Here is a 25,751-nt window from a genome sequence, read left to right as displayed (position 1 = left end):
AATTTCCTGACAGCTTACTGGCGTAAAAACCAATACAGCCAGAACGCCCGCGTTCCGGCCCAGGTTCAGCAGTTTCAGCGCACCCCTCACACACGCATATGCCCCGGTCGAACGCTATCCATCATCCATCAGCGCAGCCAGCTTCCGGCCCAGCGCCTCCAGACCAAAAGGCTTCACCAGAATGGCAGTGTGATCTTCGAAAACACTGTCCTCCAATACCCCCTGCTCCGCATATCCCGTGATGAACAGGATACGCAGCCTCGGCCAGCGCCCACGAAGCCGCTGCGCAAGCTGACGTCCATTCAGGCCACCGGGCATCCCGATATCCGTCACCAGAACATCAGGCTGCAGGTTGCGATCCTGCTCCAGCATCCGGAGTGCAGCAGGGCCGCTTTCCGCACTCCGCACCGTCCCGCCCAGATCCTCCACAACGTCACGGACGACCATGCGCAGAGCAGCTTCATCATCCACAACCAGGACATGCACGCCCTTCAGGGACACACCATCCATACGAACCGTGCGTGATGCAGCGACTTTTGGCGATTCCAGATCGGTGCTTGCCGTTACATATCGCGGCAACCACATCCGCACGAGCGTTCCCTCCCCGGGAACCGACGCAATCCGCACGTGCCCACCAGACTGCCGGGCAAAGCCATAAATCATGCTCAACCCAAGACCTGTGCCCTGCCCAATCGGCTTGGTCGTGAAAAACGGGTCAAACGCCCTGGCTGCAGTATCCGGCGTCATGCCACGTCCGGTGTCTTCCACCGCGACAAGCACATAGTCTCCCGCCGGAAGATCAGCTTCCATAGCCTCCGCCCGCCCCAAAGTCCGGTTACGTGCCCGGACCCACATCCGGCCCCCTTCAGGCATGGCATCCCGCGCATTGATGCACAGATTCAGCACTGCATTCTCAAGCTGGTTTGCGTCAACCCGCGTCAACCATGGGCCAGTTTCGAGATCAATCACCAGATTGATCGCAGGCCCGGCGGTGCCACGCAAAAGCCCTGCCAGACTTTCAATCAGATCGTTTACATCCGTAGGCCGTGGATCAAGCGTCTGGCGGCGCGAAAACGCCAGCAGCCGATGCGTCAACGATGCAGCACGCTGCACGGCTTCCTGTGCCGCATTGATATATCGCTCAAGCCCCGTTGTCCGGCCTTGCCCAATCCGCACACTCAGAAGCTCGAGGCCACCACCAATTCCCGCCAGCAGATTATTGAAATCATGCGCCAGCCCTCCCGTAAGCTGGCCCACCGCTTCCATTTTCTGAGACTGGCGAAGCTGCTCCTCAAGCTCAGCACGTTCGGTCATATCCCGTCCGATCGCGTAGCACTCACCGCTCTCATTGATATAAAGCCAGTTATACAGACGCATCGAGCCGTCATGATGATGCATCCGGATATCCAGACTGATCGAGGACGCCCCTTCTTCCAGACTGCGAAACGCATCCAGAACCGCACTCTGATCATCTGCATGGCAGAGCGTATCCAGAGAAACGCCCACCAGATCCTCAACCCTGTATCCAAGCCCCTTCTGCCAGCTCGGGCTCAATGACGTATAACAGCCGTTGCTGTCGATGATGGCAAAGAGATCACTCGCAATGGACCAGAGCCGATCTCTCTCGCGCGTCCTTTGAACGACCTTCGCCTCAAGCATTTCATTGAGCTGGCGGAGCTGCTTCTGAGTCCGCGCCTGTCGCATCGCAGCATGGGTGCGATCCGCCATGGCATGCGTGAAAACGATCTCTTCCTCACTCCAGACATGCGGCGCACCAAAATGCACCATCATCACCCCGACAAGCCGCCCAAACTTGAACAGCGGCACATTCAGAACGGCCCGAATGCCCAGTCCGGCGAGCATATCCCGCCCTCTGCTCGCCGCAGGCTCTTTCTGCACATCCGAAATGGCAACCGTCTGACCACGTTGCAGGATCAGTTGATAGTCCTGAAGAGGGTGATCTCCCTTGATGAAATGCATTCCCGGCGCGCTACAACAATCGACCAGAACAGAAGCAATATTTCCGTCCGGACTGACATCCGCATATCCCGTCCAGACCTTACCCAACTCCCGGCACAATATTCTGGCGGCCAACTTTGCCATGTCCTGTGGCTCATGAAGGGAGCGTAGACCGTCCCCCAGCTCCACCAGAGCCGCCTGTCGTAATGACTGCCGTTTGCGGACATCGATATCGGAAATAATGCCCAGAAAACGAAAAGCGCCCCCATCCTCCATCAGATCGCAATATCCACTGGCTTCAAACCAGTGCGCACCATCATCACGCGGAATACGAAATTCGAAACGGCACGGACCGCCCTGTGCCTGCGTCCGGTTTATTGCATCAGAAACCTGCTCACGATCACGGACATCAAGAGCATCATAAATCAGGTCAGGAGAAACACCCTTTTCGAGCGCTATCACATCAATGCCCAGCGTCAGAGCAAGCCGGCTGTCCCCAGTGACCAGCCCTGCTGTATCATCCCACATCCAGGTGCCCGCAATCGCCCCGGCATCCAGCGCGAGTTGCAGGCGTTCTGCTGCCTGATTGACCTGCGTCATGTCCCGGCTGGTCACCAGAATTCTCTCAATCCGGCCGGTCTCTTCGTTGGCAATCGGCGTTACACACACATCCCAGAAGCGCCGATGCCCCTGCATCGTGTCGGCATACCCCTGAAAACGCGCCATTCTGCCTGCATAGGCCTGCGCGAGCGCATCAGCAGCCTGTTTGCGTCCTCGCCCTCGCCATAACTCAATCCACGGGCGCCCATGCAGAATAATCGGGCTGTTTAGCTCCAGCGCACGGACACCTCCCTCGCTGATGAAGCGCATCGTTCCATCCTGATCCAAAACCTGGAAACAGTCGGACGAACTGGAGAGCAACAGCCTTGTAAAAGCCTCGCTCGATCGCAAGGCCTCTTCGGTAACAGAGGCCGCAGACACATCAATAATGAGTCCGCTGCACCTCAGAACGGGATCACCGGAAATATTTTCCTTCCAGCCCCGTACCAGAAGATGACGGACCGCAGGCGCGGCGCCTTCCACACCCGCAGAAAGAATGCGGATGCGCTGCTCATAACGGCCCACGTTGCGCAGGCCTTCCTGCAGCTCATCCAGAAAAATGGCGCGATCATCGTGATGGATCATTTTAGTCACGACAGAAAGCGGCACGCCCCGCGCCGCCACCGAGACAGAAATCCCGAAAATGGCAGCGAATCTGTGATCTCCTCTCAGGAGCCTGGATTCACCATCCCACCGGAAAAATGCGATCTCTCCTGATTCCGCCAACCGCTGCACACGCAGACGCAGGCGATCCCGTGTCCCCGAAAGACCAATCGGCTCAACCGAAGACATCTCCAAAGCATCACGGATTTTTTCCCGACACAGAGCAAGAATAGGTTCCACCCCTTCCGGAAGCACGGGCTTCCGGGCGATGCAGAGCCATATTTCAGGCGCATCCTCCCACAGTTGCAAAAACTCCAGGGGTATTCTTTCGCCAAGCCCCTCCAATGACCGGAGAGCCTCCTCCCCCAGCGTTCCAGAGGGTTGATGCACACCCAGACACCAGCAGCCACGCCCGTCCCTGACAAGCAGCGCAGCATCTCCCCCGCCAAGTAATGCGGCAAGAGCCAGAAGGTCTGAAAAGGATATCTCGCGCAGTACCTGGCGCGTTCTCTCAATACGCACGAACGCAGTCTCGATCCCCATAGCGCTCTACAGTGCGTCGACGTCCTTCACAGGATGACGACAACACGCTCCTTCCCAAGGGTATCCCTAGATACCGCACAGTCATAGTCCGCGAGCGAGCCCTTATGACATATCCAGTGCGTCAGGGCCGATTTCTTCCGTAATCACTTCAAACCCGCTCAGCCCCGCATTGCCGAAGGCCGTGGAAATCGCAACATCCGTAGCATCCCGCCCCCGGGCCATCAGAATACGCCCAATACGTGGGCAATTATGCCGCGCATCAAGAGTATACCACCGACCACCGAGATACACCTCAAACCATGCCGAGAAATCCATCGCATCATCAACGGTCGGAACACCAATATCACCAAGATATCCGGTGCAGTAACGCGCTGGTATATTCATACACCGGCACAGCGCCACAGCCAGATGCGCATAGTCACGACAGACCCCTACACGCTCCTGAAACGCCTCAAATGCCGTCCGGGTAGAACGCGCATGGCCGTAGCCAAATTTTATACGATTATGAACATACGCCGTGATGGCCTGCGCGCGCTCCCATCCCGGCCGGGTGCCACTGAACAAAGACCACGCAATGTCCGAAAGACGATCCGTCTCGCAATAACGACTGCCCAGCAAAAAAACGAGCACATCGTCAGGAAGCTCTTCAACCGGATGCTGGACTGCATCGGATGCAACAGGATCTTCCTCTCCACTATCGCTGATAATGAATTCCGCACGAACCCGAAGGCCGTCGGCCGGGGCCACAACCCGGGTGCAGATATTTCCAAACGCATCCGTATAGGAATGTCTGGGAACGTCAGGAAAAATCTGCATCACCTGCGGCGTCTGCAAATCCCCTTCACGGGAAGGATGTACGTTTAACACCAGTAGCAGAGGCGTATCGTGTCGTGTGGAAAAAGAAATGTCGTATCCCGCACGTATCAGCATCATCTGCTGTCTCTCCCGGCTTCATATCAGACATTCAGCGCTTGCTGAGGTTTTTCGTTCCCTGCCTGCGTCGTCTGCACAAGACATTCAACTGCCTTACCCTCTTCGTCTGAAGCTCCCTCTTCACGACAGACCTTCACGGTCACGTCCATACCCAGAAAATCTGCCGGGAACCCGGTCCACGTGCCCGAAAGCGGAGCTGCACGGCGCCAGTCCCGGAAAACAGCCACCCGGATCAGATCGCGAGAGCCCACAATGGCGTTGGTCGGATCATAATCCACCCAACCCAGCCCGGGCAGGAATACTTCAACCCAGGCATGTGTCGCACCGCCACCGTGATGCACTTCCTCCACCCCCACAACAGGGGGACAGTAAAGATATCCCGTCACGAACCTCGCCGCGAAACCCAGCGCACGAACGGCTTCAATCATCAGAACAGCGTAATCCCGACACGTCCCGCTACAAAGAGCGAGCGTTCGCGTCGGAGACTGAACACCTTCCTCATGTCGCGCCAGGTAAGTGAAATCCTCTCGGATCGTCTCCACCATGCGCTGAAGCAGTTTCAGAACAGGTGTCCGTCCACCATGATCCAGAAAACTCCGGGCCCAGTCCGTAACATCGGAATGAGAGTCTGAGGGGTCTGATTCCCGATACCGCGCAAGGTCGGAAATATCGCTGCCCTCGTATGCTACGGGGAAGCAGCGCGCACCTTCTGTAAGCAACTTGTCCTGAGGCAGAATGGCGACATGATCCACACGCAGGCGGTTCACGATTTTCAGCTCACGGGCCCGCTGCGGCAGATCAATCCACGTCTCCTGATTGCCCAGCGCATCCAGAACAGAATGCATCCCCACAGGAAACGGAGAGACCTCTACCGTCCAGTCAAGCAGTCGCTGGTCCGCTGTATCACGCGGACGCCCCAACAGTCGGTGCAACCCGAACCCTACGGGGCGCCGGTAGCGATAAATGGTAATGTGCTCGACGCTGAGAACCGGCATGACCACCTGAACAGAAGAAACGAAGCCCGGACCTTTCCCCGTCCCCTGCCCCGACGCAAGCTTTATTACGGGCGCGCGATCCCCCACGGGAACGAGACTTTTCTTCCAGCCACGCTTTCGCCTCCCAAGGCACGGAAAAAACAAGGCGTATTCCGGCACTGAGAATAGACTTGGCCGGAAATAGCCAAACCTCCGTCGAAGAGGTTGCAAACATGGCGACATATATCGCCTCTCTCCTAAGCTCTCCGACGACAGATTCAGCTCTGCGTGTGAAGGGCGGCATCACGGACACGATTGCCTGATGAGACCCAGCATCACGGGAATGTCATGACGTGAGAAGTCTAAAAATGCTGTAATTATAGAGAGCTTACAGATCTATAATTCTGTAGTCCGATGCACCCGGCACGTATCGGGACTGCCTGTGGCTGGCCCTCTGCATCACGCTGCTTTTCATCCGCTTCCACCACCCTTCCCTGCGGGGACGGCCGGAGTTTCTTCCATGAGCGACACAATGCTCACTCAATCAACAGCCCAGAAGCCCCCTTTGGTAGGGCGCATGGTTCTGGCTGTTGTCCTCGCTGCCGTGGCAGGCCTGATGTTCGGCCTCGATATCGGTGTCATTTCCGGTGCGCTCGGCTTCATCACCGACGAATTCCATGCCTCGGAAACTGCACAGTCCTGGATTGTCTCTTCAATGATGCTGGGAGCGGCTGTAGGCGCATTATGCGCCGGACGCACGTCCTCTGCTCTCGGCCGCCGCAAATCCCTGACCTTGAGCGCGTTCCTGTTTGTGCTCGGTGCACTTGCCTGCACATTCGCACAATCTGTCGCCCTGCTGATCATCGGTCGTGCCGTGCTTGGCCTTGCGATCGGCATCGCAAGCTACGTGGCCCCGCTCTACATCTCAGAAATCGCAGATGAACAACGCCGTGGCAGCCTCATTGCCATGTATCAGCTCATGATCACGCTCGGGATCCTTCTGGCCTTCATTTCAGATGCACTGTTCTCCTACAGTCATGCGTGGCGCTGGATGTTTGGTGTCGTCGCTATTCCAGGTGCATTCTTCCTGATCGGCTCGTTCTTCCTGCCAGACAGCCCTCGCTGGCTGATGCTGCAGGGCCGTCATCGGGAAGCAGAATCCACACTGGCCGTTCTGCGCAGCTCTCCAGAACACGCTCATGCGGAAATCAACGATATCCGTGCTCAGCTCACACAGACCCAGCGCGGGCTGAGCCTGTTTCTTGAAAACCCTAATTTTCGCCGCTCCGTGGCACTCGGCATGGGGCTTCAGCTTGTCCAGCAGTTCACGGGTATGAACGTCGTTCTTTATTACGGCCCGCGCATTTTCGGCAGCGCAGGCTTCGGACAGGACGGACAGATGTGGGGCACCGCCATCGTGGGCCTTGTCAATTTCCTGGCAACCTTCATCGCCATTGGCTTTGTCGATCGCTGGGGTCGTCGTCCCATGCTGGTAACGGGGTTCGCAATCATGGCTGCCGGCCTCGGCGCATTGGCTGTCCTGCTGAATGCTGGCCCAACGTCGAGCGACATGCTGCATTATCTCTCGGTCGCCGTACTGCTCTGCTTCATCACAGGCTTCGCTTTCTCGGCTGGACCACTGGTTTGGACGCTCTGCGCCGAAATTCAGCCCCTGCAGGGCCGCGATTTCGGTATCACCTGCTCAACGCTCACCAACTGGATCACCAATATGATCGTCGGCGTGACCTTCCTGCCAATGCTGAGCGCATTCGGCTCGTCCAAGACATTCTGGATCTACGCGGGACTCAACGCGCTCTTCATCTTGTTCACGCTGTTTTTCGTTCCCGAAACCAAGGGCGTCACCCTCGAATCCATTGAACGCAAGCTCAATACTGGCGCCAAATTGCGCGAAATCGGCCGATAAATTTCATCGCTTGATACGTGTTGAAAAAGCCCCTGTTCCGCAAGGAACAGGGGCTTTTTTATTTCTCAGCCTCGGCCGGCACGGGCAATCTTACGATCAGTGGTGTATTGGCTGAGCGCATAAACAGACCAGATGGCCGCCGGTATCCAGCCAATCACCGTGATCTGCAAAATCAGGCAAATGATCCCGGCGAAAGGCCGTCCAATCGTGAAAAACTGTAGCCAGGGCAGCAACAGGGCAAGCAGAAGGCGCATTGAATTTTTCCTCTTACATACAGACAGAGTCTCATTCTTCGCGACATTCCCTCATGACGCAATGCAAGCTCATGAGATCAGCAGGCTTTCTTAAACACCACCCACATCATTTGTGAATTTTATTCCAAATTCATGTGGAACGGGAGCGCATTATCAATCTGACTTATGCCCTGCATGATCAGGCTCACGTTGCAATCAAGGCAGGCTGGGAAACGATATGACCGAAGCAATCAGCGAAATTGATATTGCCGTAAGCGCCGATCAGGCCTGGGAGCTTTTGGGCGGCTTTGACAACCTGAGCCTCTGGATCCCAATGATCGCACAAAGCGTTCTGCAAAACGGCGGGCGCGTCCGTTCCCTCACAACCGCAGATGGCTCTCACATCGTAGAGCGCCTGCTGACCTTCAATGAAGAGCAGCGCACATACACCTACGCCTATGTCGAAGGCCCGGACCCGGTTCAGGATTATCGAGGCAAGGTCGCAGTCACAGCCGTATCCGATAATCAGTGCCGCGCAAGCTGGAGCAGTCAGTTCAATCCCATAGGCCTGAGCGCCGCAGAAGCAGGGGAACGTTATCGCTCCGCATACGCATCGGCCCTGCTTCACGCCAAAAACCTTCTGGAACACAAAGCCTGATCGTGCAGGCTCTCCCTCATCCCCAGCCCTTTTCGTGCAGGACACCATCCAATGAAAAACATTCTTCTTCTGAATGGCTCAAAAGCCTTCGCACACTCCTACGGCCGACTGAACGACACATTCCATGACGCTGCGGTCGAGCTGTTGTCGAATGCGGGCTTCAATATCCGTCAGACAAAAATCGACGCTGGATACGACGTCCAGGAAGAAGTCGAGAATTTCCTGTGGGCAGATCTGGTCATTTATCAGATGCCAGGCTGGTGGATGGGAGCTCCGTGGACTGTCAAAAAATACGTCGACGAAGTATTTACCGCAGGCCACGGCTCCCTCTACGCAAGTGACGGCCGAAGCCGCTCACACCCTGATCAGAAATATGGCTCAGGCGGTATGATTCAGGGCAAAAAATATATGCTTTCCCTGACCTGGAACGCCCCGGAAGAAGCCTTCGTGGACCCCGCGCAGTTCTTTGAAGGTAAAGGGGTCGACGCAGTCTATTTCCCCTTCCACAAGGCAAACCAGTTTCTGGGTATGACGCCACTACCCACATATCTGGCAACAGACGTCATCAAAGCTCCGGCAGTGAACACCACGCTCCAGCATTACCGTGAGCATCTCGCACAAACCCTCGGGTTTGAGTGCCCCAAGCCAGCCACAGACAAGTAACCCCACAAACCCATAGGGCATGATGACCTCATGCCCTTCTGCCAATCCAGCTTCGTGCCTGTAGCAACGTCGCCAGCAGATCCCCGACCGGAACCAGAAGAAACAACCCTGCGGCATAACCAAGCTGGATACTCGTCGGAATAAGGCTCGTAAGAGGCCCGGGAAGTTCACGCTGAATGACGCCCAGAGTGAGAAACCCAGAAAGAAGATGCACCGGCCTGCTGCCAGCCTCCATACCGGCAGCAGGGTTTGAAGAACTATGTGTATGTCCGGCGTTCATGACGAGTGGCCCTATCAGAGTGTCGAAAAGGCAGTCGTCGCCTCGCCCTTGGTGGCAGCATAAAATGGATAATCCGTGTAGCCGCGGGCATCTCCTCCATAAAAGGTCGAACGATCATACGGATTCAGCGGCAAGCTGTTACGAAGTCTCATGACCAGATCTGGGTTGGCAATAAAACTCCGCCCAAACGCAATCAGATCAGCATCCCCGGACTCCAGCATCTTCTCGGCGCTCTCGCGGGTAAACCCGCCAGCGGCGATAATGGTACGGGAAAAAAGAGGGCGCAAAACAGAAACATCCACAGGATCAGGCTCTGCATCCACACCAATCCGCGGCTGAACGATGTGCAGATAAGTGACACCCATCGCCTCAAGCTTCTGCGCAACATAGCTGAACGTTGCATGTCTGTTGCTGTCGGACATTGAACCATAAGACCCACTAGGGGTCAGGCGCACTCCAACCCGCTCACTTCCCCAGACATCAATCGCGGCCTGCGTGACTTCCAGAAGAAAACGAGCACGATTTTCAACTGGACCACCATATGCGTCAGTCCGCCGGTTCGTACCGTCCTGAAGGAACTGGTCCGGAAGATAGCCATTGGCGCCATGAATTTCGACACCGTCAAATCCCGCCTTCAATGCGCGCGAAGCAGCCTGACGGTAGGCATCAATCAACCCCGGAATTTCATCAAGCTCAAGCGCGCGGGGCATATCGTACGGCACTGTGCCGTTCAGCGTCCAAGCTGTACCCTCAGACCGGATTGCAGACGGCGCAAGGGGCGCTGCACCGTCAGGTTGAAGAACACGCGCAGACTGCCGACCAACATGCCACAACTGCAGCATCATCCGGCCGCCTTTTGCATGGACGGCGTCTGTAATGCGCTTCCATCCAAGTATCTGTGCATCGTCATATATGCCTGCCGCACGCTCAAAACCATAGCCGGTCAGAGCAACCGGAGACGCCTCGGAAATCAGCAGACCACCCGGCGTCGCGCGCTGGATATAGTATTCAAGCATCAGATCATTGGGCAGGTTGCCAGCGCTTGAGCGCATTCTGGTTAACGGCGCCATGACAACCCGATGTTCAAGCCGCCCAGGGCCTACGAATTTCGGAGAAAAAAGAAGATCAGCCATGTTAAATCATTCCTGTTCTGAACTACTTTTCCAAGCAGTGCAGGGTTGTGAAACTGTCACAACAAGGAATGAACACTCACGCGCAAAACTGGCAGACAGCTTAATGACATAGATGAAATTCCATTCTGGAATAAACGCGCTGCGCGGCCAAATTGAACTATCGGATCTCCCGCGACGGGATCGGCACATTACACAGCGCAACGCCACGCGCAGCATGCACAAAAAACGGATCTTTCCGAGCCGCACGGGCAGCGACATAAGCTCCGAAAGAATGACTTTCAGTTCGCATCGTCTGCACATTCGGCTGTTCCGCCAGCGGCAGATCGGCAACAAGCATCACATTCTTGATCTGAATATTCTGGCGTGCATCCGTATAAAACCCCAGTGGCCCGGTTCCACGAGGGAGCGCAGCAAGCTCCTCCATTCCCACAAGAACCCGTCCGACAACCGCAAGATTACGGTCAAGCTGGCGCGGCGCTTCACCATTCACAACATAAAGCTCACGCCCATCGCCCGTATCTGGCGGCATGTCACGAGCCACACCCACAGCCCCATAACACTGTGCAGGCCAAATCCGCTTCCCATCACTCCCCACACCCCAACCGGCTGCAATGCCAGCCATGGGGGCATAGGAATCAGGATAGCCGAGCGAACGAAAGCCAGTGCCCGGCACAGGCCTGTCATATTCAGCGGGAGGATGCTCCACGAAACCACGTGGCAAGGCAGCCTTTTCATCCCGTACGCGCCACTGAACAACATAATTATCCTGCACACGAATGACGGCCCCATCATCCCACGCATGAGCGCGTGCAAGACGCACGACATTCGCAACATGCACCGGCGCGAATTCAGGAGCGAGCTCAATCATGATTCTTTTCCCATCAGCAGTCGTCATCAACAGGAGCCGATCTGGAGCGACCTTACGCCACGCGCTCTGTGGTGCATGAGCAACGATCTCCGAAGGGCTCGACACCGCCGCGTGTGCCGGAACGCTGAACAGGATTAGCGAGAGAAAAACAAAACGTGCATGCATGGAATGATGATGCCCAACTATTCCACATGCGGATAGACTATTTCGAAACAAGCGAGTTTTCATACGCCTCCAGAACAAAGACGCAAAGAAAACCTCAACCAGCCTCAGCAAATGTTTTACTCGCAATAACCATCATGCTGCCGGGTCGACCGAACAGATAACCCTGAGCCTCGGTGCACCCCTCCTCAATGACCATTTTATGCTGCGCTTCAGTTTCGACGCCTTCGGCCACTACGGGAAGGTTAAGACCACGCCCAAGCCCCACGATCGCACGAACGATCGCTCGTGCGCTACCACCACCCTCCATCGTTGAAATAAAGCTGCGATCAATCTTGATTTTGTCAAAAGGAAAGCTCTGTAAGTTACTGAGCGAAGAATAGCCCGTTCCGAAATCATCCATCACGATACTGACACCCAGACGCTTGAGTTTATAAAGCGTGCCCAGCGTAATCATCCTATCTTTCATGAGCGCAGTTTCGGTGATCTCCAACTGAAGGCGGATTGGTGCAAGGTTGGTCTCCGCTAAGACTTTGGCCACCATCTCAGCAAGGTTGGCCAAGCGGAACTGAACCGGCGACACGTTAACTGCGATGGACAGATGAGGCTCCCACTGGGCTGCTGTCAGACAAGCCTCCCGGAGTACCCACTCTCCCAGAGCTATAATGGACCCTGTTTCCTCAGCGATCGGAATAAAACTGTCAGGCAGCACCTCACCACGATCAGGATGCGACCATCGGAGCAGAGCCTCATAACCTGAACAGACACCATTCACGGCGTTAACAAGCGGCTGATAAGCAAGATGGAGTTGATTGCGCGAAATTGCGTGGCGCAAATCAGTTTCAAGCTGTCGTCGTTCACGCGCCTCCCGATCCATCTCAGGGTCATAAAATGCCGCGACGCCACGACCGGCTGATTTCGCTCTATATAATGCAATGTCAGCAGCATGCCGTAGCGTCTCGCCGTCATGACCATCCTGAGAAGAGATGGCGACCCCAATACTTGTGCCAACGGCCACAGGGTCAACAGCAACGTTCATTTCTTCTTTGAACGTCTTGAAAATCCGCTCCGACAGCAGGCGTGCACCGTCTGGCTGCATACCCCCAAGTTGAAGGATGACAAATTCGTCGCCGCCAATACGCGCCACAGTGTCCACGCCACGAACGCAACGCTGTAGAATATCTGCAACCGCCTTCAATACCCGGTCACCTTCAGCATGGCCAAACAGGTCGTTGACAGCTTTAAACCTGTCGAGATCAAGAGCCAGAATTGCAACGGGATTTCGTGTCCGTGCAGCCCACGCCATCGCGTGATCAAGTTGCTCTTTGAAAAGTGTACGATTAGGCAAATCAGTCAGAGCGTCGTGAAGGGCCAAATGCGAAACCTGACGCTGCGCTTCTTTTTGTGCAGTCAGATCTCTGAGCGCGAGCACCTGGCACGGCCGACCCCGATATTCAATCGTTCGAACAGCCAATTCAAAAATATGAAGATTCGGGTTGTCGCGTGACGCAGCTTCAACTGGCATGTTTCGCGTCATGTCTGTCGGCAAACCATCTGCTAACAAAAGGTAATTATCCGGATTAGCGCCTATGAGTGCCTTCTCAGTGGTACCAACCAGTTGCGCGAAGGCGCTGTTCACTTCGACGATGCGCCCCTCACGAACAATAGCAACGCCCTCTAACGTTGCTTCCGCAAACCCTTTGAGATCGGTGAGATAACGATCGATCACTACAGCGACCATCGTCATTATCGTTACAGCTCCAGCGACAATCGACACAGCGTCGATCAGCCAGATACGACCGAGCCCCCCCACTATCACCTTGGGTAAGCTGGGATCCGGAATAAAGCTGGTCGCAGACATCCCGCTGAAATGTAAAACACACACGCCCAGAAAGGTAAGCATTGCCGGCAACCACACACGGCCCCAGCCGGTCAAGCGCTCGAAGAACAAAAAAGCTGCGCCCAGCAATAAGTCTGTCGTAATTATTCCTAGAATAACTGGCTCTGCATTATAGTGAATTTGTGCGGCAGCACGCGTGGCTTGCATGCCTATGTAGTGCATGGCAGCGATGGCTGCGGTTGAGATAAGCGCTGCTGTCTGAGAGCGGACAATACCTCCTCCACCCGGAAGCCTCAGCGCTCCCCAAAGCCCCAAGACGACTATCACAGACGACAATGCAGTCAGGAGCGGATCGAAAGCCATGACGACAGCGCCACGATAAGCCAGCATCGCGACGAAATGGGTTGCCCAGATGCCAAGTCCGCCAGCGAATGCTGCCACGGCTTTCCAGCTATTCCGACGACGAGCATCACATTCTGCGCTTCGCGCCAGCAATGTGAACATCGCCAGCACAGTCAAAAGCAGAATAAACGCTGCGAGAATAACTTTTAATCGATCATGTTGAACCCATATGCATTCAAAGACCGTCAACGCGCTACCCTTTCATTGCAAGGGCATTATCTCAGACTGAAGTTTCTCTTTAGTAAATAATACCTTCAGAATTATTCACATAATCGTGATTTAAAATTAATTTTATACAACGGAGACAAGAATGCTTCCGTATTTGTCATAACCAAATTTCTCGGAAATGGGCAGCTAGCTATGATAAGTCCAGCTTAGCAATTACTCAAAAACAGAGTCATAATTTTCTACTCGCAAGATGCCCTACAAGCAGCCTTCCGAAGAAAATTCCCCAAGATACCTCTAAAGCCCAAACTTCAACATGAGTCAGACAAGCAGCTGACCCACTAAATAATTGATCTTTATGAGCGAAATGAGGAGACCTGGTGGAGAGAGTTGGATTCGAACCAACGTAGGCGTACGCCAGCGGATTTACAGTCCGCCCCCTTTAGCCACTCGGGCACCTCTCCGGGTCGGCGGCTGGAATATGGCGGATCCGGCGCTATGTCAATCGCTGTTTGTCGATTATATGCCTTTTCATGGCAAGAAGATCCTCATCCCGCTCTCAGTCCTCCTCCACGCCCGCCCGCGCAGGCCGCTCCGCGAAACCTGCTGCTGGTGCGGGTTACTGGATCTATGGCCTGCATGCAGTAGACGCAGCGCTCTCCAACCCGGAACGCGTTGTGCACGAACTGCTGACAACCGTAGAAGCCGGTGCAACGATCCGTGCACGACATCCAGATCGTTCACCACAGATCGTGGATCGCGAAAGGCTGGACCGTCTGTGTGAACGCGATGCCGTGCATCAGGGCGTATGCCTGCGCGTCGAGCCTCTGACACCCCCATCGATCCTTGATGCGCTTGACCGCCCGGGCCCAATTCTTGTTCTGGACCAGGTAACGGACCCGCGTAACATCGGTGCAATTCTACGTTCTGCCGCAGCTTTCGGCGCTGCAGCGGTTCTGGTTCAGGACCGAAATACCCCACCAGAAACAGGCGCCATGGCGAAGGCCGCCTCTGGTGCCCTCGATGTCGTCCCGGTGTTGAGAGAGGTTAATTTGTCCCGAGCACTCGCAGCCCTGCAACAGGAGGGGCTGTGGGTCGTGGGACTGGACGCCGGGGGAACCCGTCTGAATGGTACCAGCTTCGGAGAACGCCGCGTCGCTCTCGTGCTGGGCGCAGAGGGGGCTGGCCTGCGCCGCCTTACCCGCGAAACATGCGATGAAATCACGAGTGTCTATATGCCCGGAAATATGGAAAGCCTGAATGTTTCCAACGCGGCAGCCGTCGCACTCTACGAACTGGCACGCACAGCGATCGCCAGCTAAAACCCATAAATATGGGCGGCACGGGCACCGCCCATATTTAACAATTATTCATCCGCGAAGGGGTAGTCCGTGTAACCCTTTGGGCCCTGACTGTACCATGTCGCCATGTCGTCCTTCGCCAAAGGGATTTCTTCAGCAAAGCGGCGAGGGAGATCCGGGTTTGCAATAAATTTGCGCCCAAAACTCACAGCATCGGCCAGACCGGAAGAGACAGCCTTCTGAGCATCCTCAAGCGTATAATCCTGATTGAGGACCAGAGGACGACTAAACACCTTACGAATTTCAGGGGACAGCTTCGGTTCGTCAGTCTTGCCAAACGTTCCTTCAGGCCCCGGCTCACGCAGTTCAAGCCATGCCACGCCCAGATCCTGCAAAACCTTCGCAGCGGGCACGAAAACCTTTTCCGGCGCGCTGTCATCGGTGCCCTGCGTGTCACCATTTGGCGATAGACGCACGCTTGTACGATCCGCACCGATCGTGGCCACAACGCGCTCTGTCACTTCACGAAGCAAACGGATCCGATTCTCTGGGGCCCCACCGTACTCGTCCTTGCGATGGTTGGTTCCATCACGCAGGAATTCGTCGATCAGATAGCCATTCGCAGCGTGTATCTGAACACCGTCAAACCCGGCTTCAATCGCATTCCGTGCCGCATTCTCATAATCAGCCAGAATACGAGGAATTTCATCAACTCGAAGCTCGCGGGCTTCTTCATAGGGCTTCTTGCCCTCATAAGTATGGGATTGCCCGGGAGCAGTCGTCGGAGACGCCGAGACCGGCTGAAGCCCTGTCACAGACGAATGAACCATACGGCCCATATGCCAAAGCTGGCATACAATTTTCCCACCACGCTCATGAACGGCCTTGGTGATCGGCTTCCAGGCGGCCACCTGCTCTGCACTCCAGATTCCTGGAGCCCAGGGCCAGCCAAGACCTTCTCGTGAAATTCCTGTGGCTTCCGAAATAATAAGACCGGCGCCAGCGCGCTGGGCGTAATATTCAACCATGAGAGGCGTAGGAACAGCTCCCTCGGTGGCACGCGCACGCGTCAGGGGCGACATGATGATGCGATTGGCAGCGTGAACTGCGCCAAGGTCGATGGAATCGAACAGGCTAGGCATGTTAATCACTCCTTGCATCGAAACACCAATAGTTCGACAACAATCGAACTATAGGAATATTGTGATCATTCTTCAAGCGCGTGATACACCTCGCCCATGCCCGCATATGACCACCCGGACCTGACAACACTGGATATCGTATCCGTCCTGCGCGCACTCGCGGACCCTGTGCGGCTCGATATCGTCAAACGCCTTCATTCGATGGGGGAAGCAAACTGCGCTGCACTAGTTGGCAAACGTCCGAAATCCAGCATGTCCCATCATTTTCAGGTTCTGAGAGAAAGCGGCATCGTCCACACACGCATTGAGGGTGTACAGCATCATAACTCCCTGCGTCGGCAGGAACTCGATGAACGCTTCCCTGGGCTAATGGCTGCCGTCCTCGCGGCTATCTGACAAACCTCAGTTGCGGCGCCAGACTTCTTCCTGAAGGAACGTGGCAAAAACCAGCCACACGAAAAATGGCACCTGTGCCCAGGCTGCACACTTATTGACCTTCTCCGCGGACGAAATGGCACCACCTGAAGCCATGATCAGACTGATACACAATCCGAGACTCGCATCCAGCCTGCGCTCCCGGAACAGAACAAACGGAAAGCCCGCTACACCCGCAACACAGAGCGCCCAGAAACAGAGCGCCACCGTCCGTGCGGAAGATTTCTCTGCACGGAGTAATTTATACCCAGAATAAGCCAGAAGCCCGTCGAGTACGGTCCACACCACAGCGAAAACAGGGGCTGGCGGTGTAACCGCAGGCTTCTCAAGTTTCGTATACCAACGCCGGACAGAGCGGTTATCTGTGGGGCTCAGCTCACGTCCGGCATACTGGGCGCCAAAGACACTCCCCGTTGCGATCAGTGCGTCAATGATGCGTCCCATACTGGTCAGGTCCTTAAGATTTCAGAGTTCCCTAAGGCCCCAACGCTGCATGACGGGAGTGGTTCAGGGTTGAGCGGGTTTCCCAAGATCCAGTTCACCAACGATCCTGCCCCCTTCAGGGCTCCACAACAGGATACGCGCACCATCGCCTGATTGCAGGGTCACAGCCAGAGTGCCGTCGCTTCTGGGAACGACGCTTTCAACATGTTCCTCACCACCAAGCGGAAGAGCGATTCGCGTCTGAGCAGAATCCGCCGCAACGAAAACAGACGCTTTCTGAGAGTGAGTTGCACGATGAACGATAGTGCCAACCAACACGACGAGCCCCAAAACAATCAGAACTCCCATGATGATGACCGATGCCAGAAGCGCCTTCGATGCTCCCGACTCGCTGCCCGCGCGTTCCTCAGCTAAACCGTGGTCCATGTCCGATCCTGAAACTCCGTTCCGCCTTGTTGTAAATGCCGATGTGGCTGGCCAGCGCACTGATCGCGCACTTGCGGACGCCATCGGCACGGTTTCACGTTCGCGGGTCAAGGCCCTGATCGAATCAGGCCACCTCACCCGCAACGATGAAACCCGTACCGAGCCGTCTGATATCCTCCGCGAAGGCATGGTTCTGCTGCTCACATTCCCCACCCCAACGCCAGCACGCCCGGAAGCGGAGAACCTTCCGCTTAATATTCTCTATGAAGACCGAGACCTCATTGTACTCGACAAACAGGCCGGTCTGGTAACGCATCCAGCTCCTGGCAACGAGACCGGTACACTCGTCAACGCGCTGCTTGGGCACTGCAAGGAAGGATTCGAGGGTATCGGCGGAGAGAAGCGCCCAGGCATCGTCCACCGTCTGGACAAGGATACGTCCGGTCTGATGGTCGTGGCCAAAACGTCACTGGCGCATAACGCCCTTTCCGAAGCCTTCGCCGCCCGCGACATCGATCGCGCATATCTCGCGCTGGCATGGGGACTCCTGCCCGCTTCCGGCGAGTTTGATGGCTCCATCGGACGGGACAAAAAGGACCGCAAACGCATGGCCGTGGTGGCAGGAGGCGGAAAAGTCGCCCTCACCCGCTTTCGTACGCTCGAATCCATCCATGCATCCGTATCACTCATCGAATGCCGACTGGCGACAGGCCGCACACATCAGATCCGCGTACATCTCGCCCATGCAGGGCATCCTCTCATCGGTGATCCTGTGTATCTTCGCCGCATCCCGGCAGCAGCCCGGGGCTTGCCTCAGGATGCCAAGGAAGCAGCACTCGATTTCCCGCGTCAGGCGCTTCATGCAGCACGACTCGGCTTCGTTCACCCCCGCACCGGCGAAACACTTTCCTTCGAGACTCCACCGCCCGAAGACTTCAAGGCCTTGAAATCACGCCTGATCGGCTAAACCTTTCTTTGTGTTTGACCTGCAAGGCTGAGCCTGTCATAAATACTCTTATCCGACGAGCTGACGCGCCGCCGGAACGGACGTACCGACGTAAGCTGCCCAGATCGGGGGTGAACAGTCGGGGACGTAGAAAAGTCCTTCCCAATGCGTCACCTGGGTGCGTGGAACCTTCCCTCTGCCCGTTCGTATGAGTTCTTCTCATCGGACAACGGGCACACCCCGGGCGATAGGAGTCGAAGCACATGGCATCCCCAGCCGCAATTTCGGTGGGTCCGGAAAGCAATCTGACCCGCTACCTTCAGGATATCCGCAAATTTCCCCTTCTCACGCCGCAGGAAGAGCTCGATCTCTCCCGTCGCTGGCGCAATGACGAGGACACCGCTGCAGCACACCGACTGGTCACATCCCATCTTCGTCTCGTGGCAAAAATTGCCATGGGATATCGTGGATACGGCCTGCCGGTTAACGAGCTGATCAGCGAAGGCAACATCGGCATGATGCAGGCCGTGCGCCGGTTCGACCCGGATCGCGGCTTCCGCCTCGCAACCTATGCAATGTGGTGGATACGCGCTGCCATGCAGGAATACATCCTGCATAGCTGGTCACTCGTGAAGATGGGTACAACCGCCGCACAGAAAAAGCTGTTCTTCAATCTGCGCAGGCTCAAGGGCCAGATGCAGGCCATTGATGACGGCGATCTCAAACCTGAGCAGGTCGGTAAAATCGCGACCACACTCGGCGTTCCCGAACAGGACGTCGTGTCCATGAACCAGCGTCTGGCCGCTCCGGACCATAGCCTCAACGCACCTTTACGCGTGGATGGCGAAGGCGAGTGGCAGGACTGGCTCGTCGATGACACCGAGAACCAGGAACAGACATACGCTGCGAGCGAAGAGTTCAGTGGTCGCAAAGCTCTGCTCGCTCAGGCCATGACAAACCTGAACGAGCGTGAACGCCACATCCTGACCGAACGCCGCCTCAAGGAAGAGCCTTCCACATTGGAAGAACTCTCTCACGAATACGGCGTCTCCCGCGAGCGCATCCGCCAGATTGAAGCCCGCGCGATGGAAAAACTTCAGAAGGCCATGTCTTCTGAAGTGGAGCTCCGCCGCCGCGAAAATGGTCTTCAGGCCTGACGCCAAAAACAAAAAACCCGCTCCATCATCATGGAGCGGGTTTTTTACTAAACTCTATTTTCCCTGATCCCTACGTCAAAAACCAAGCGCCGCCTTGCGGGTCTGGCGCTCCGCATATTTCTGAATATTGATCTTTAACTCTGCCGGCAGACGACGATAAAGATCTATCAGATCCTTCTCATCGTTCGACAAAACCATTGTCGTTTCCTGCTCCACCATACCGCTCAGAAAAAACTCGACAGGAACCTGAAATATTTTTGCCAGATTGGGAATGTGCTTACGCGCGCTGCTGGTACGCCCCGTCTCCATGAAAGCAACGGCCGAACGCGATATCCCCAAGGATTCGGCAAGCTCCTGCTGAGTGGTGTTGCAGGCCTTCCGCAGAGTCGTAATTTTTTTTGCCAACTCCGCAGCAGGAGACGCTTTACTCCCGTCATTCTGAAGCAGTTTCGCGTCGTTTTCTCGAACCCACTTCCGAAACAGGGACTGACTGATCACGTAATGATCATCAATCTTCCCTTTGTCAGATGACAGGGTATCAAACGACACCATGTCCTCAAGAAGATCAAGGATCTGACGTGAAGGTCGGCTTGGATCAGCTGGCTTCCACATCTGGCCAGGCTGCAGGATCGTTCTGGATGGCATCCATATTTATTAACAGATAATTAAACGCCATCCTCTTAAATTTTGAGAATGGCGTTTAAATGCTAGGTTACATCAAGCAAAAGCAGCCGCAGATTGCGCCGCTTCATCCGTAACAAGATAAGGCCCCGCTTCGAGTACGCGAATTGCTAGCATCCCGATGCTATGAGGGCGACGCTGCCCTAAAGGCAATGCTGCCTTCCCATTGGTCCAACGGCACGCTGAATTCTCCAGAACATCCCACCCCTCAAGAGTGCTGTCCGTAAATGGAGTATCGAGACGCCGTGTCTCAACCGCATCAAAAAGTGTGATTTCACCAATCAGAACGCCAAGCTCACGGCGGTCATCCACAAAAGGACCAATCGTATCGCTCGGGCGACTGGTCCGTGAGATGATGCTGACAGCAGTCACATCAGACGGGATCATAAACATGGCCACACCATCCGTCTCACGCAGCTTGCGAATAACATGTCCCTTATCCGTCACAAGCCGAAGTTCCGCATCCTCGCAAAGCTGTGGAGCAGCGGAAACAGTTTTGATGCCCTGAGTTTTTGCCCGTGTCTCGATCTGCCTAAAAACGGGTTCAACTATCGATCGAGCCGTAACCAGCGGCGCCGCAGCATCACGGCTCCAGGAACGAACTGCTGGGGCTCCTGCTCCTATACGCACAACATTTGCGTCCGACTGAAAGCTCTTGCGGTTCCCCGTATCCAGATAGCTCTCGGTCAGCATACCATCTGCGGTAATGACAGAATGTTCAGCAGTTTCAATATGATAGTAATCATATGAAGTAATCGTCTTGTCATAAAAAATAGAAATACCATTAACGAGCATACGTGCCGGAATGAAATTTCCATCAATGCAAAGACAATGTTCAGACGTGATCAGCATATCCTTGAAAGGAACATTTTCCGATATGGCATTTTTCAGAATACGGACAGGATAGCCCGCTCTGTCATCTGAAAGTTCCGGACGAACCTGCACATGGTTCGAGCCAACCCAAATCACTTCACGCGAAACCTTCTGGTCACCTACAGTCGCGGAGACGAAATCTCCCACCAGAACCTGCTCTACAGGGGAGTCACCTTCATCTGTAGCGATGAGTGTGCCAGGCAGGAAGCAGGTAATCACCCCCCCGCTGCCATCAGATTGCGTGAAGGTTTTTGAGTAGGCAATAATAGAACCCACATGAAAAATATCCAGAGCGGCGTACTCGGGAGTTCCAGTACTTTTAAGTCCAAACGGATCTCCAGAAAGAGTAATTACTCTGCCAGCTCCCAAAACACCAAGGAGGCTTACGCCGTCACCAATAGTTGTTGTGTTCGTCGCTACATTATAGGTTGCAGGTATTGATTTTGAACTTGGGAAGTCCATGACAAAATTCTTAGGAATTGTTGTCGTTGTATTTCCACTTGAATCAACAAACTGTACAGGAACAGTAAGAAGTCCAGCACTAAGACCTGTTGGCTCTACTTTAATTTCTCCACCAGCGGAGCCGACAGTGATCGTAGTAAGAGCCCCAATACTAAGAGCCTGCCCCGCAATATCCAGAATTCCACCGTTAACAGTTAACGATGTACCAACACTTGCGCCCAACAATCCGCCACCAACCTTAGCCGTGGCACCATTTTGAACAGTGACGGAAGATAGGGCTTGAATGCCAGCCAACCCCGTCGTGAGATCAACAACAACGTTATCTCCAGCAGGCGTTTGGGAGTTCTTAGTAACAACAATAGAACTGATTGCACTAAGGCCTGCAAGACCAGATAAATCTCCAGAGCTGTAGATAGTAGCAACACCGGCATTTACATTAACAAGAGCCGTCATTACACATACTCCCCACTATATTTAAATAAAAATACAAAAACAGAAATCAATTCATTCTCAATAATTTAAATACATCCATTTATGAGGTCGAATCGAAAACTGTTTGTTATTAACGAACAGTTTCCAGTATAATTAATGTCGAAAAAATGGCAAGTTTTTATGGGGATTTTAATATTTTTCTGTCAAAGCGATTCTCTTATTTTCCGTCAAAAATCAAAAAAGTTTATATTATATAAGGAATTTTTGAAATTAACGGAAAATGTTCAAAAAAATAACTCTTTAACGAATCCCCATAATCAACCTTAAAAATCTCAATCCAACACTGATCTTCTAAAATTTTTTAATTTTACAAACATGAATTATCATAACGCCTTAAAGGCGGCGGGAAATTTCCAAGTAGGGATAAATTGCTGATCAGAATATTAACTCCCAATAAGGGTAGTCAATAATGCTGCACCTGAGCTTCAGAAAGAAAATACAAGAAATACTTCTTAATAAATAAAGCCAATAGAGACAAAAAATTGCGCCAATAAAAAATTTTATATTTTATTTGAAATAATAGTTAAATATCTATACCTTGCATATTTATATAATAATAAAAATCAAAGTAGAAACCTGAACTTAATTAAGTGGAATTGCTAGTGCAAGACCCGCTGACATATTACCGTGCCCCTTGCGGGACTGCGAAGCGCGGTCATGGACATTTGCATCGCTTGCCTGCCCAACCTGCTGCTGGAAAAAGTTTGGCCTCAATTCAGGCTCATCACTTTCTTGCTCTGTCGGCGCAGCAATGTCCTCATCGGGAACCGGCGCAGCTATGAAGCGACCTTGCCCACGAACATTCACGGCCTCCTCCGCACGCGCCAGCACGCTTCGAACCACCACAGCGCTTTGTCGTGTATCCAGATTTGCGTTCTGTGGGGTCGTTTCCCGCATAAGATGCACGAATGCACTTTCAGCTGGGTTTCTTTTGGCAGACCGAACGATCACATCCGTATTTGGCTGAACCTGTGCCTCAGCAACAGCCATTGGAGACAAAACTCCCAACATGACGGCCAGAATACTTAAAGAGGAAGTCAGTCCGGACATTATGCAGTTTCCGCCTGGTTCAGTTCATGAAGCCAGTCTGCATATCTCACGAAAAAAACTGCAATCAGAAAAGACTGATTGTTTCACTTGGTAATTAAACGTGATGAAACCTCTACGGCGAACACTTCGTCCACCGTAGAGAATATAGTACTCAGTCGAGGCCGAGTTGCTGCCCCGCAGTACGAAGAACCTCAATACCGGGAAGTAGCTTACCCTCGAGCCACTCCAGGAAAGCACCACCCGCTGTGGAAACGTAGCTCATCCGCTCCAGAACACCTGCATGACGCAGAGCTGAAACCGTGTCACCACCGCCAGCGACCGTGCGCAGCTTACCTTCCTGCGTAAGCTTTGCGGCAGCCTGCGCTACCGCCACAGTAGCGCGATCAAACGGAGCAATTTCGAACGCGCCGAGCGGGCCATTCCATACAAGGGTCTTAAGTGTCGCCAGACGATCACTGATCAGTTCCACTGTCCGTGGCCCCGCATCAAGAATCATGGCGTCATCCGGCACTTCACCAATCAGACAGGTTTCCGACGCTGCTCCTGCCTTGAACTCACGCGCGATCACGGCATCTACCGGCAGGATGATTTCGCACCCCTTCTCCTGCGCCTCACGAACGATGTTGCGCGCTGTCTCGTGCATGTCCGCTTCCTGCAAGGACTTGCCAACATTGATCCCCTCCGCAGCAAGGAAGGTGTTCGCCATCGCGCCCGTGATGAACAGCGTGTCCACCTTGGCCAGCACGTTTCCAATCAGATCAAGCTTCGTGGAGATTTTGGAGCCACCAATAATGGCTCCCACTGGCCGCTCGGGATTTTCCAGAGCAGCGGATAGTGCACCCAACTCAGCTTCCATCAGACGGCCTGCATAAGAAGGCAGCTTACGCGCCACCCCTTCCGTCGAGGCATGCGCACGATGCGCGGCAGAGAATGCATCATTCACATAAATATCTGCATTCTCTGCAAGAGCCTGAGCAAATTCGGGATCATTGGCTTCTTCACCTGCATGGAAGCGCGTATTTTCCAGCAGAAGAATATCCCCGTCTCCGAGGGAAGCCACGGCCACTTTCACAGTCGGTCCCACACATTCCGGAACGAACGCTACGCTCTTTCCAAGAACGTCCCCGAGACGTTCCGCGATCGGACGCAGAGACATGGAAAGCACCGCACGCCCTTTGGGCCGATCGAAATGGCTAAGCACGATAACGCGTGCGCCTTTTTCAGCCAGCTCCCGGATCGTTGGAGCCACGCGTTCGATACGGGTGGCGTCAGTGATAACACCGTCATGCATCGGAACGTTCAGGTCGGCACGCACCAGAACGCGTTCACCGCGTGGGTCGAGCCCGTTAAGCGTGCGGAATACCATGGTTCAGAGACTCCCGAAGAGGGCCGCAGTGTCAGCCATACGGTTGGAGAAACCCCACTCGTTATCATACCACGCGCAAACGCGAACCAGCTTGCCACCATCAACGAGCGATGTCTGGGTTGCATCGAAGGTCGAGGACGCCTTGTCGTGGTTGAAGTCAGTGCTGACGAGCGGCGCAGTGTTGTAGTCCAGAATACCCTTAAGAGCGCCCTTGGAGGCAGCAAGAATGGCTTCATTCACTGCGTCAACGGAAGCCGGAATGTTTGTCGGGACAAAATCCAGCGAAACAAGCGAAACGTTTGGTGTCGGAACGCGGATCGAGGAACCGTCCAGCTTGCCCTTGAGGTGCGGCAGCACCAGCCCTACAGCCTTCGCTGCGCCCGTGGAGGTCGGGATCATGTTCAGAGCGGCTGCACGGGCGCGGCGCGGGTCCTTGTGCAGCGTGTCCACAGTGCGCTGATCACCCGTGTAGGAATGAATCGTGACCATGTAACCACGCTCGATTCCAAATGCCTCATCCAGAACGTGCGCGATCGGTGCCAAACAGTTCGTCGTGCACGAAGCGTTCGAAATCACTTTCATATCAGGTGTCAGAACATGATTGTTCACGCCATAGACGATCGTCGCATCGACATGGGTACCCGGAGCGGAAATGACGACGCGCTTCGCACCGGCCTCAAGCAGAGCCGAAGCCTTCTCGCGGCTCGTGAACAGGCCTGTGCACTCCAGAGCCACATCCACACCCTGGAACGGCACAGCCGCAGGATTGCGCTCTGCAGAAACCCTGATCGGTCCGTATGTACGGCCATTAGCTTCGATCACCAGAGTGTTACCCTCTGCGCGAACTTCACCCGGCAGGCGGCCATGCACACTGTCATAAGCCAGCAAATGGGCATTTGCCTCCACAGAACCGAGATCGTTGATTGCCACGACCTCCACATCCGTGCGTCCGCTCTCGATGATTCCGCGCAGAACAAGACGTCCAATGCGTCCGAACCCGTTGATCGCGATCTTCACAGCCATGTCGCCTACTCCG

At 54.6% G+C, this 25,751-nt stretch carries 23 protein-coding genes and 1 tRNA gene; 7 read left to right on the top strand and 17 right to left on the bottom strand.

From position 1 onward, the window contains the following. Positions 1–114: 114 nt before the first annotated feature. The 3 genes from GWA01_RS09095 to GWA01_RS09085 form a co-directional block, all read right to left on the bottom strand. Positions 115–3,705 (bottom strand): PAS domain-containing protein, encoded by a 3,591-nt coding sequence (locus GWA01_RS09095; RefSeq protein ID WP_146796677.1) that lies wholly within the window; start codon positions 3,703–3,705, stop codon positions 115–117. Positions 3,706–3,807: 102 nt separating this feature from the next. After that, the gene (locus GWA01_RS09090; protein WP_371858436.1) at positions 3,808–4,638 is read right to left on the bottom strand and encodes a transglutaminase-like domain-containing protein; all 831 of its coding nucleotides are present in this window, start codon (positions 4,636–4,638) and stop codon (positions 3,808–3,810) included. Between the two features lie 23 nt (positions 4,639–4,661). After that, positions 4,662–5,720, bottom strand: coding sequence for a transglutaminase family protein (locus GWA01_RS09085; protein WP_222592704.1), 1,059 nt, complete (start codon positions 5,718–5,720; stop codon positions 4,662–4,664). A gap of 412 nt (positions 5,721–6,132) precedes the next feature. Here GWA01_RS09085 and GWA01_RS09080 point away from each other — a divergent pair, with 412 nt between their 5' ends. Further along, positions 6,133–7,536 carry a sugar porter family MFS transporter gene (locus GWA01_RS09080; protein ID WP_146796674.1) on the top strand — a complete coding sequence of 468 codons (1,404 nt, stop codon included), beginning with the start codon at positions 6,133–6,135 and terminating at the stop codon, positions 7,534–7,536. A 65-nt stretch (positions 7,537–7,601) separates the two neighbouring features. Here the strand turns inward: GWA01_RS09080 and GWA01_RS09075 are convergent, their stop codons facing one another. Beyond that, a complete protein-coding gene (locus tag GWA01_RS09075) occupies positions 7,602–7,790 on the bottom strand; it encodes a YqaE/Pmp3 family membrane protein (protein ID WP_146796671.1) in 189 nt (62 codons plus the stop codon). A gap of 217 nt (positions 7,791–8,007) precedes the next feature. Here GWA01_RS09075 and GWA01_RS09070 point away from each other — a divergent pair, with 217 nt between their 5' ends. Together GWA01_RS09070 and GWA01_RS09065 are read left to right on the top strand one after the other, a co-directional pair. Continuing rightward, complete coding sequence (locus GWA01_RS09070; protein ID WP_146796668.1) at positions 8,008–8,427, top strand: SRPBCC family protein; 420 nt, start codon at positions 8,008–8,010, stop codon at positions 8,425–8,427. A 51-nt stretch (positions 8,428–8,478) separates the two neighbouring features. Beyond that, on the top strand, positions 8,479–9,090 hold the full coding sequence (locus GWA01_RS09065) for an NAD(P)H-dependent oxidoreductase (RefSeq protein WP_146796665.1): 612 nt from the start codon (positions 8,479–8,481) through the stop codon (positions 9,088–9,090). A gap of 28 nt (positions 9,091–9,118) precedes the next feature. Here GWA01_RS09065 and GWA01_RS09060 read toward each other — a convergent pair whose 3' ends face one another. The 5 genes from GWA01_RS09060 to GWA01_RS09040 form a co-directional block, all read right to left on the bottom strand. Further along, positions 9,119–9,370 carry a hypothetical protein gene (locus GWA01_RS09060; RefSeq protein ID WP_146796662.1) on the bottom strand — a complete coding sequence of 84 codons (252 nt, stop codon included), beginning with the start codon at positions 9,368–9,370 and terminating at the stop codon, positions 9,119–9,121. A 14-nt stretch (positions 9,371–9,384) separates the two neighbouring features. Further along, positions 9,385–10,503, bottom strand: a complete 1,119-nt coding sequence (locus GWA01_RS09055) for an alkene reductase (RefSeq protein WP_146796658.1) — start codon at positions 10,501–10,503, stop codon at positions 9,385–9,387. 157 nt (positions 10,504–10,660) lie between these two features. Beyond that, positions 10,661–11,536 (bottom strand): peptidylprolyl isomerase, encoded by an 876-nt coding sequence (locus GWA01_RS09050; RefSeq protein ID WP_146796655.1) that lies wholly within the window; start codon positions 11,534–11,536, stop codon positions 10,661–10,663. A gap of 94 nt (positions 11,537–11,630) precedes the next feature. After that, positions 11,631–13,814: a bifunctional diguanylate cyclase/phosphodiesterase gene (locus tag GWA01_RS09045; protein ID WP_222592703.1), complete on the bottom strand. Its 2,184-nt coding sequence runs from the start codon at positions 13,812–13,814 to the stop codon at positions 11,631–11,633. Positions 13,815–14,318: 504 nt separating this feature from the next. Continuing rightward, a tRNA-Tyr gene (locus GWA01_RS09040) sits at positions 14,319–14,404 on the bottom strand. Positions 14,405–14,473: 69 nt separating this feature from the next. Between GWA01_RS09040 and rlmB the strand changes: the two genes are divergently transcribed. Continuing rightward, positions 14,474–15,262, top strand: coding sequence for a 23S rRNA (guanosine(2251)-2'-O)-methyltransferase RlmB (gene rlmB, locus GWA01_RS09035; RefSeq protein WP_186819525.1), 789 nt, complete (start codon positions 14,474–14,476; stop codon positions 15,260–15,262). A gap of 44 nt (positions 15,263–15,306) precedes the next feature. Here rlmB and GWA01_RS09030 read toward each other — a convergent pair whose 3' ends face one another. Then, positions 15,307–16,383, bottom strand: coding sequence for an alkene reductase (locus GWA01_RS09030; protein ID WP_146796646.1), 1,077 nt, complete (start codon positions 16,381–16,383; stop codon positions 15,307–15,309). 96 nt (positions 16,384–16,479) lie between these two features. On the opposite strand from GWA01_RS09030, the gene GWA01_RS09025 reads away from it, so the two are divergent. Then, complete coding sequence (locus tag GWA01_RS09025; protein WP_146796643.1) at positions 16,480–16,779, top strand: ArsR/SmtB family transcription factor; 300 nt, start codon at positions 16,480–16,482, stop codon at positions 16,777–16,779. A gap of 6 nt (positions 16,780–16,785) precedes the next feature. Here GWA01_RS09025 and GWA01_RS09020 read toward each other — a convergent pair whose 3' ends face one another. Further along, positions 16,786–17,262 carry a TspO/MBR family protein gene (locus GWA01_RS09020; protein ID WP_146796640.1) on the bottom strand — a complete coding sequence of 159 codons (477 nt, stop codon included), beginning with the start codon at positions 17,260–17,262 and terminating at the stop codon, positions 16,786–16,788. Between the two features lie 63 nt (positions 17,263–17,325). Next, positions 17,326–17,688, bottom strand: coding sequence for a hypothetical protein (locus GWA01_RS09015; protein ID WP_146796637.1), 363 nt, complete (start codon positions 17,686–17,688; stop codon positions 17,326–17,328). Between GWA01_RS09015 and GWA01_RS09010 the strand changes: the two genes are divergently transcribed. Continuing rightward, positions 17,687–18,655 (top strand): RluA family pseudouridine synthase, encoded by a 969-nt coding sequence (locus GWA01_RS09010; protein WP_146796634.1) that lies wholly within the window; start codon positions 17,687–17,689, stop codon positions 18,653–18,655. The genes GWA01_RS09015 and GWA01_RS09010 overlap by 2 nt on opposite strands. Positions 18,656–18,897: 242 nt before the next feature. Continuing rightward, the gene (gene rpoH, locus GWA01_RS09005; RefSeq protein WP_146796631.1) at positions 18,898–19,791 is read left to right on the top strand and encodes an RNA polymerase sigma factor RpoH; all 894 of its coding nucleotides are present in this window, start codon (positions 18,898–18,900) and stop codon (positions 19,789–19,791) included. A gap of 75 nt (positions 19,792–19,866) precedes the next feature. On the opposite strand, the gene GWA01_RS09000 is transcribed toward rpoH, so the two are convergent. The 5 genes from GWA01_RS09000 to gap all read right to left on the bottom strand — a co-directional run bounded on the left by GWA01_RS09000 (position 19,867) and on the right by gap (position 25,738). Beyond that, positions 19,867–20,403: a helix-turn-helix domain-containing protein gene (locus GWA01_RS09000; RefSeq protein ID WP_228118506.1), complete on the bottom strand. Its 537-nt coding sequence runs from the start codon at positions 20,401–20,403 to the stop codon at positions 19,867–19,869. A 105-nt stretch (positions 20,404–20,508) separates the two neighbouring features. Then, complete coding sequence (locus GWA01_RS08995; RefSeq protein WP_146796628.1) at positions 20,509–22,260, bottom strand: Hint domain-containing protein; 1,752 nt, start codon at positions 22,258–22,260, stop codon at positions 20,509–20,511. A 621-nt stretch (positions 22,261–22,881) separates the two neighbouring features. Continuing rightward, positions 22,882–23,349 (bottom strand): hypothetical protein, encoded by a 468-nt coding sequence (locus tag GWA01_RS08990; protein WP_146796625.1) that lies wholly within the window; start codon positions 23,347–23,349, stop codon positions 22,882–22,884. 151 nt (positions 23,350–23,500) lie between these two features. Next, positions 23,501–24,715 carry a phosphoglycerate kinase gene (locus GWA01_RS08985; RefSeq protein ID WP_146796621.1) on the bottom strand — a complete coding sequence of 405 codons (1,215 nt, stop codon included), beginning with the start codon at positions 24,713–24,715 and terminating at the stop codon, positions 23,501–23,503. A 3-nt stretch (positions 24,716–24,718) separates the two neighbouring features. Continuing rightward, entirely contained in the window at positions 24,719–25,738 is a 1,020-nt protein-coding gene (gene gap, locus GWA01_RS08980) for a type I glyceraldehyde-3-phosphate dehydrogenase (RefSeq protein ID WP_146797747.1), read from the bottom strand. Positions 25,739–25,751 lie beyond the last annotated feature (13 nt).

The organism is Gluconobacter wancherniae NBRC 103581, from assembly GCF_007988885.1.
Taxonomy (GTDB): Bacteria; Pseudomonadota; Alphaproteobacteria; order Acetobacterales; family Acetobacteraceae; genus Gluconobacter; species Gluconobacter wancherniae.
This window is presented reverse-complemented; position numbering and strand designations above follow the sequence as displayed.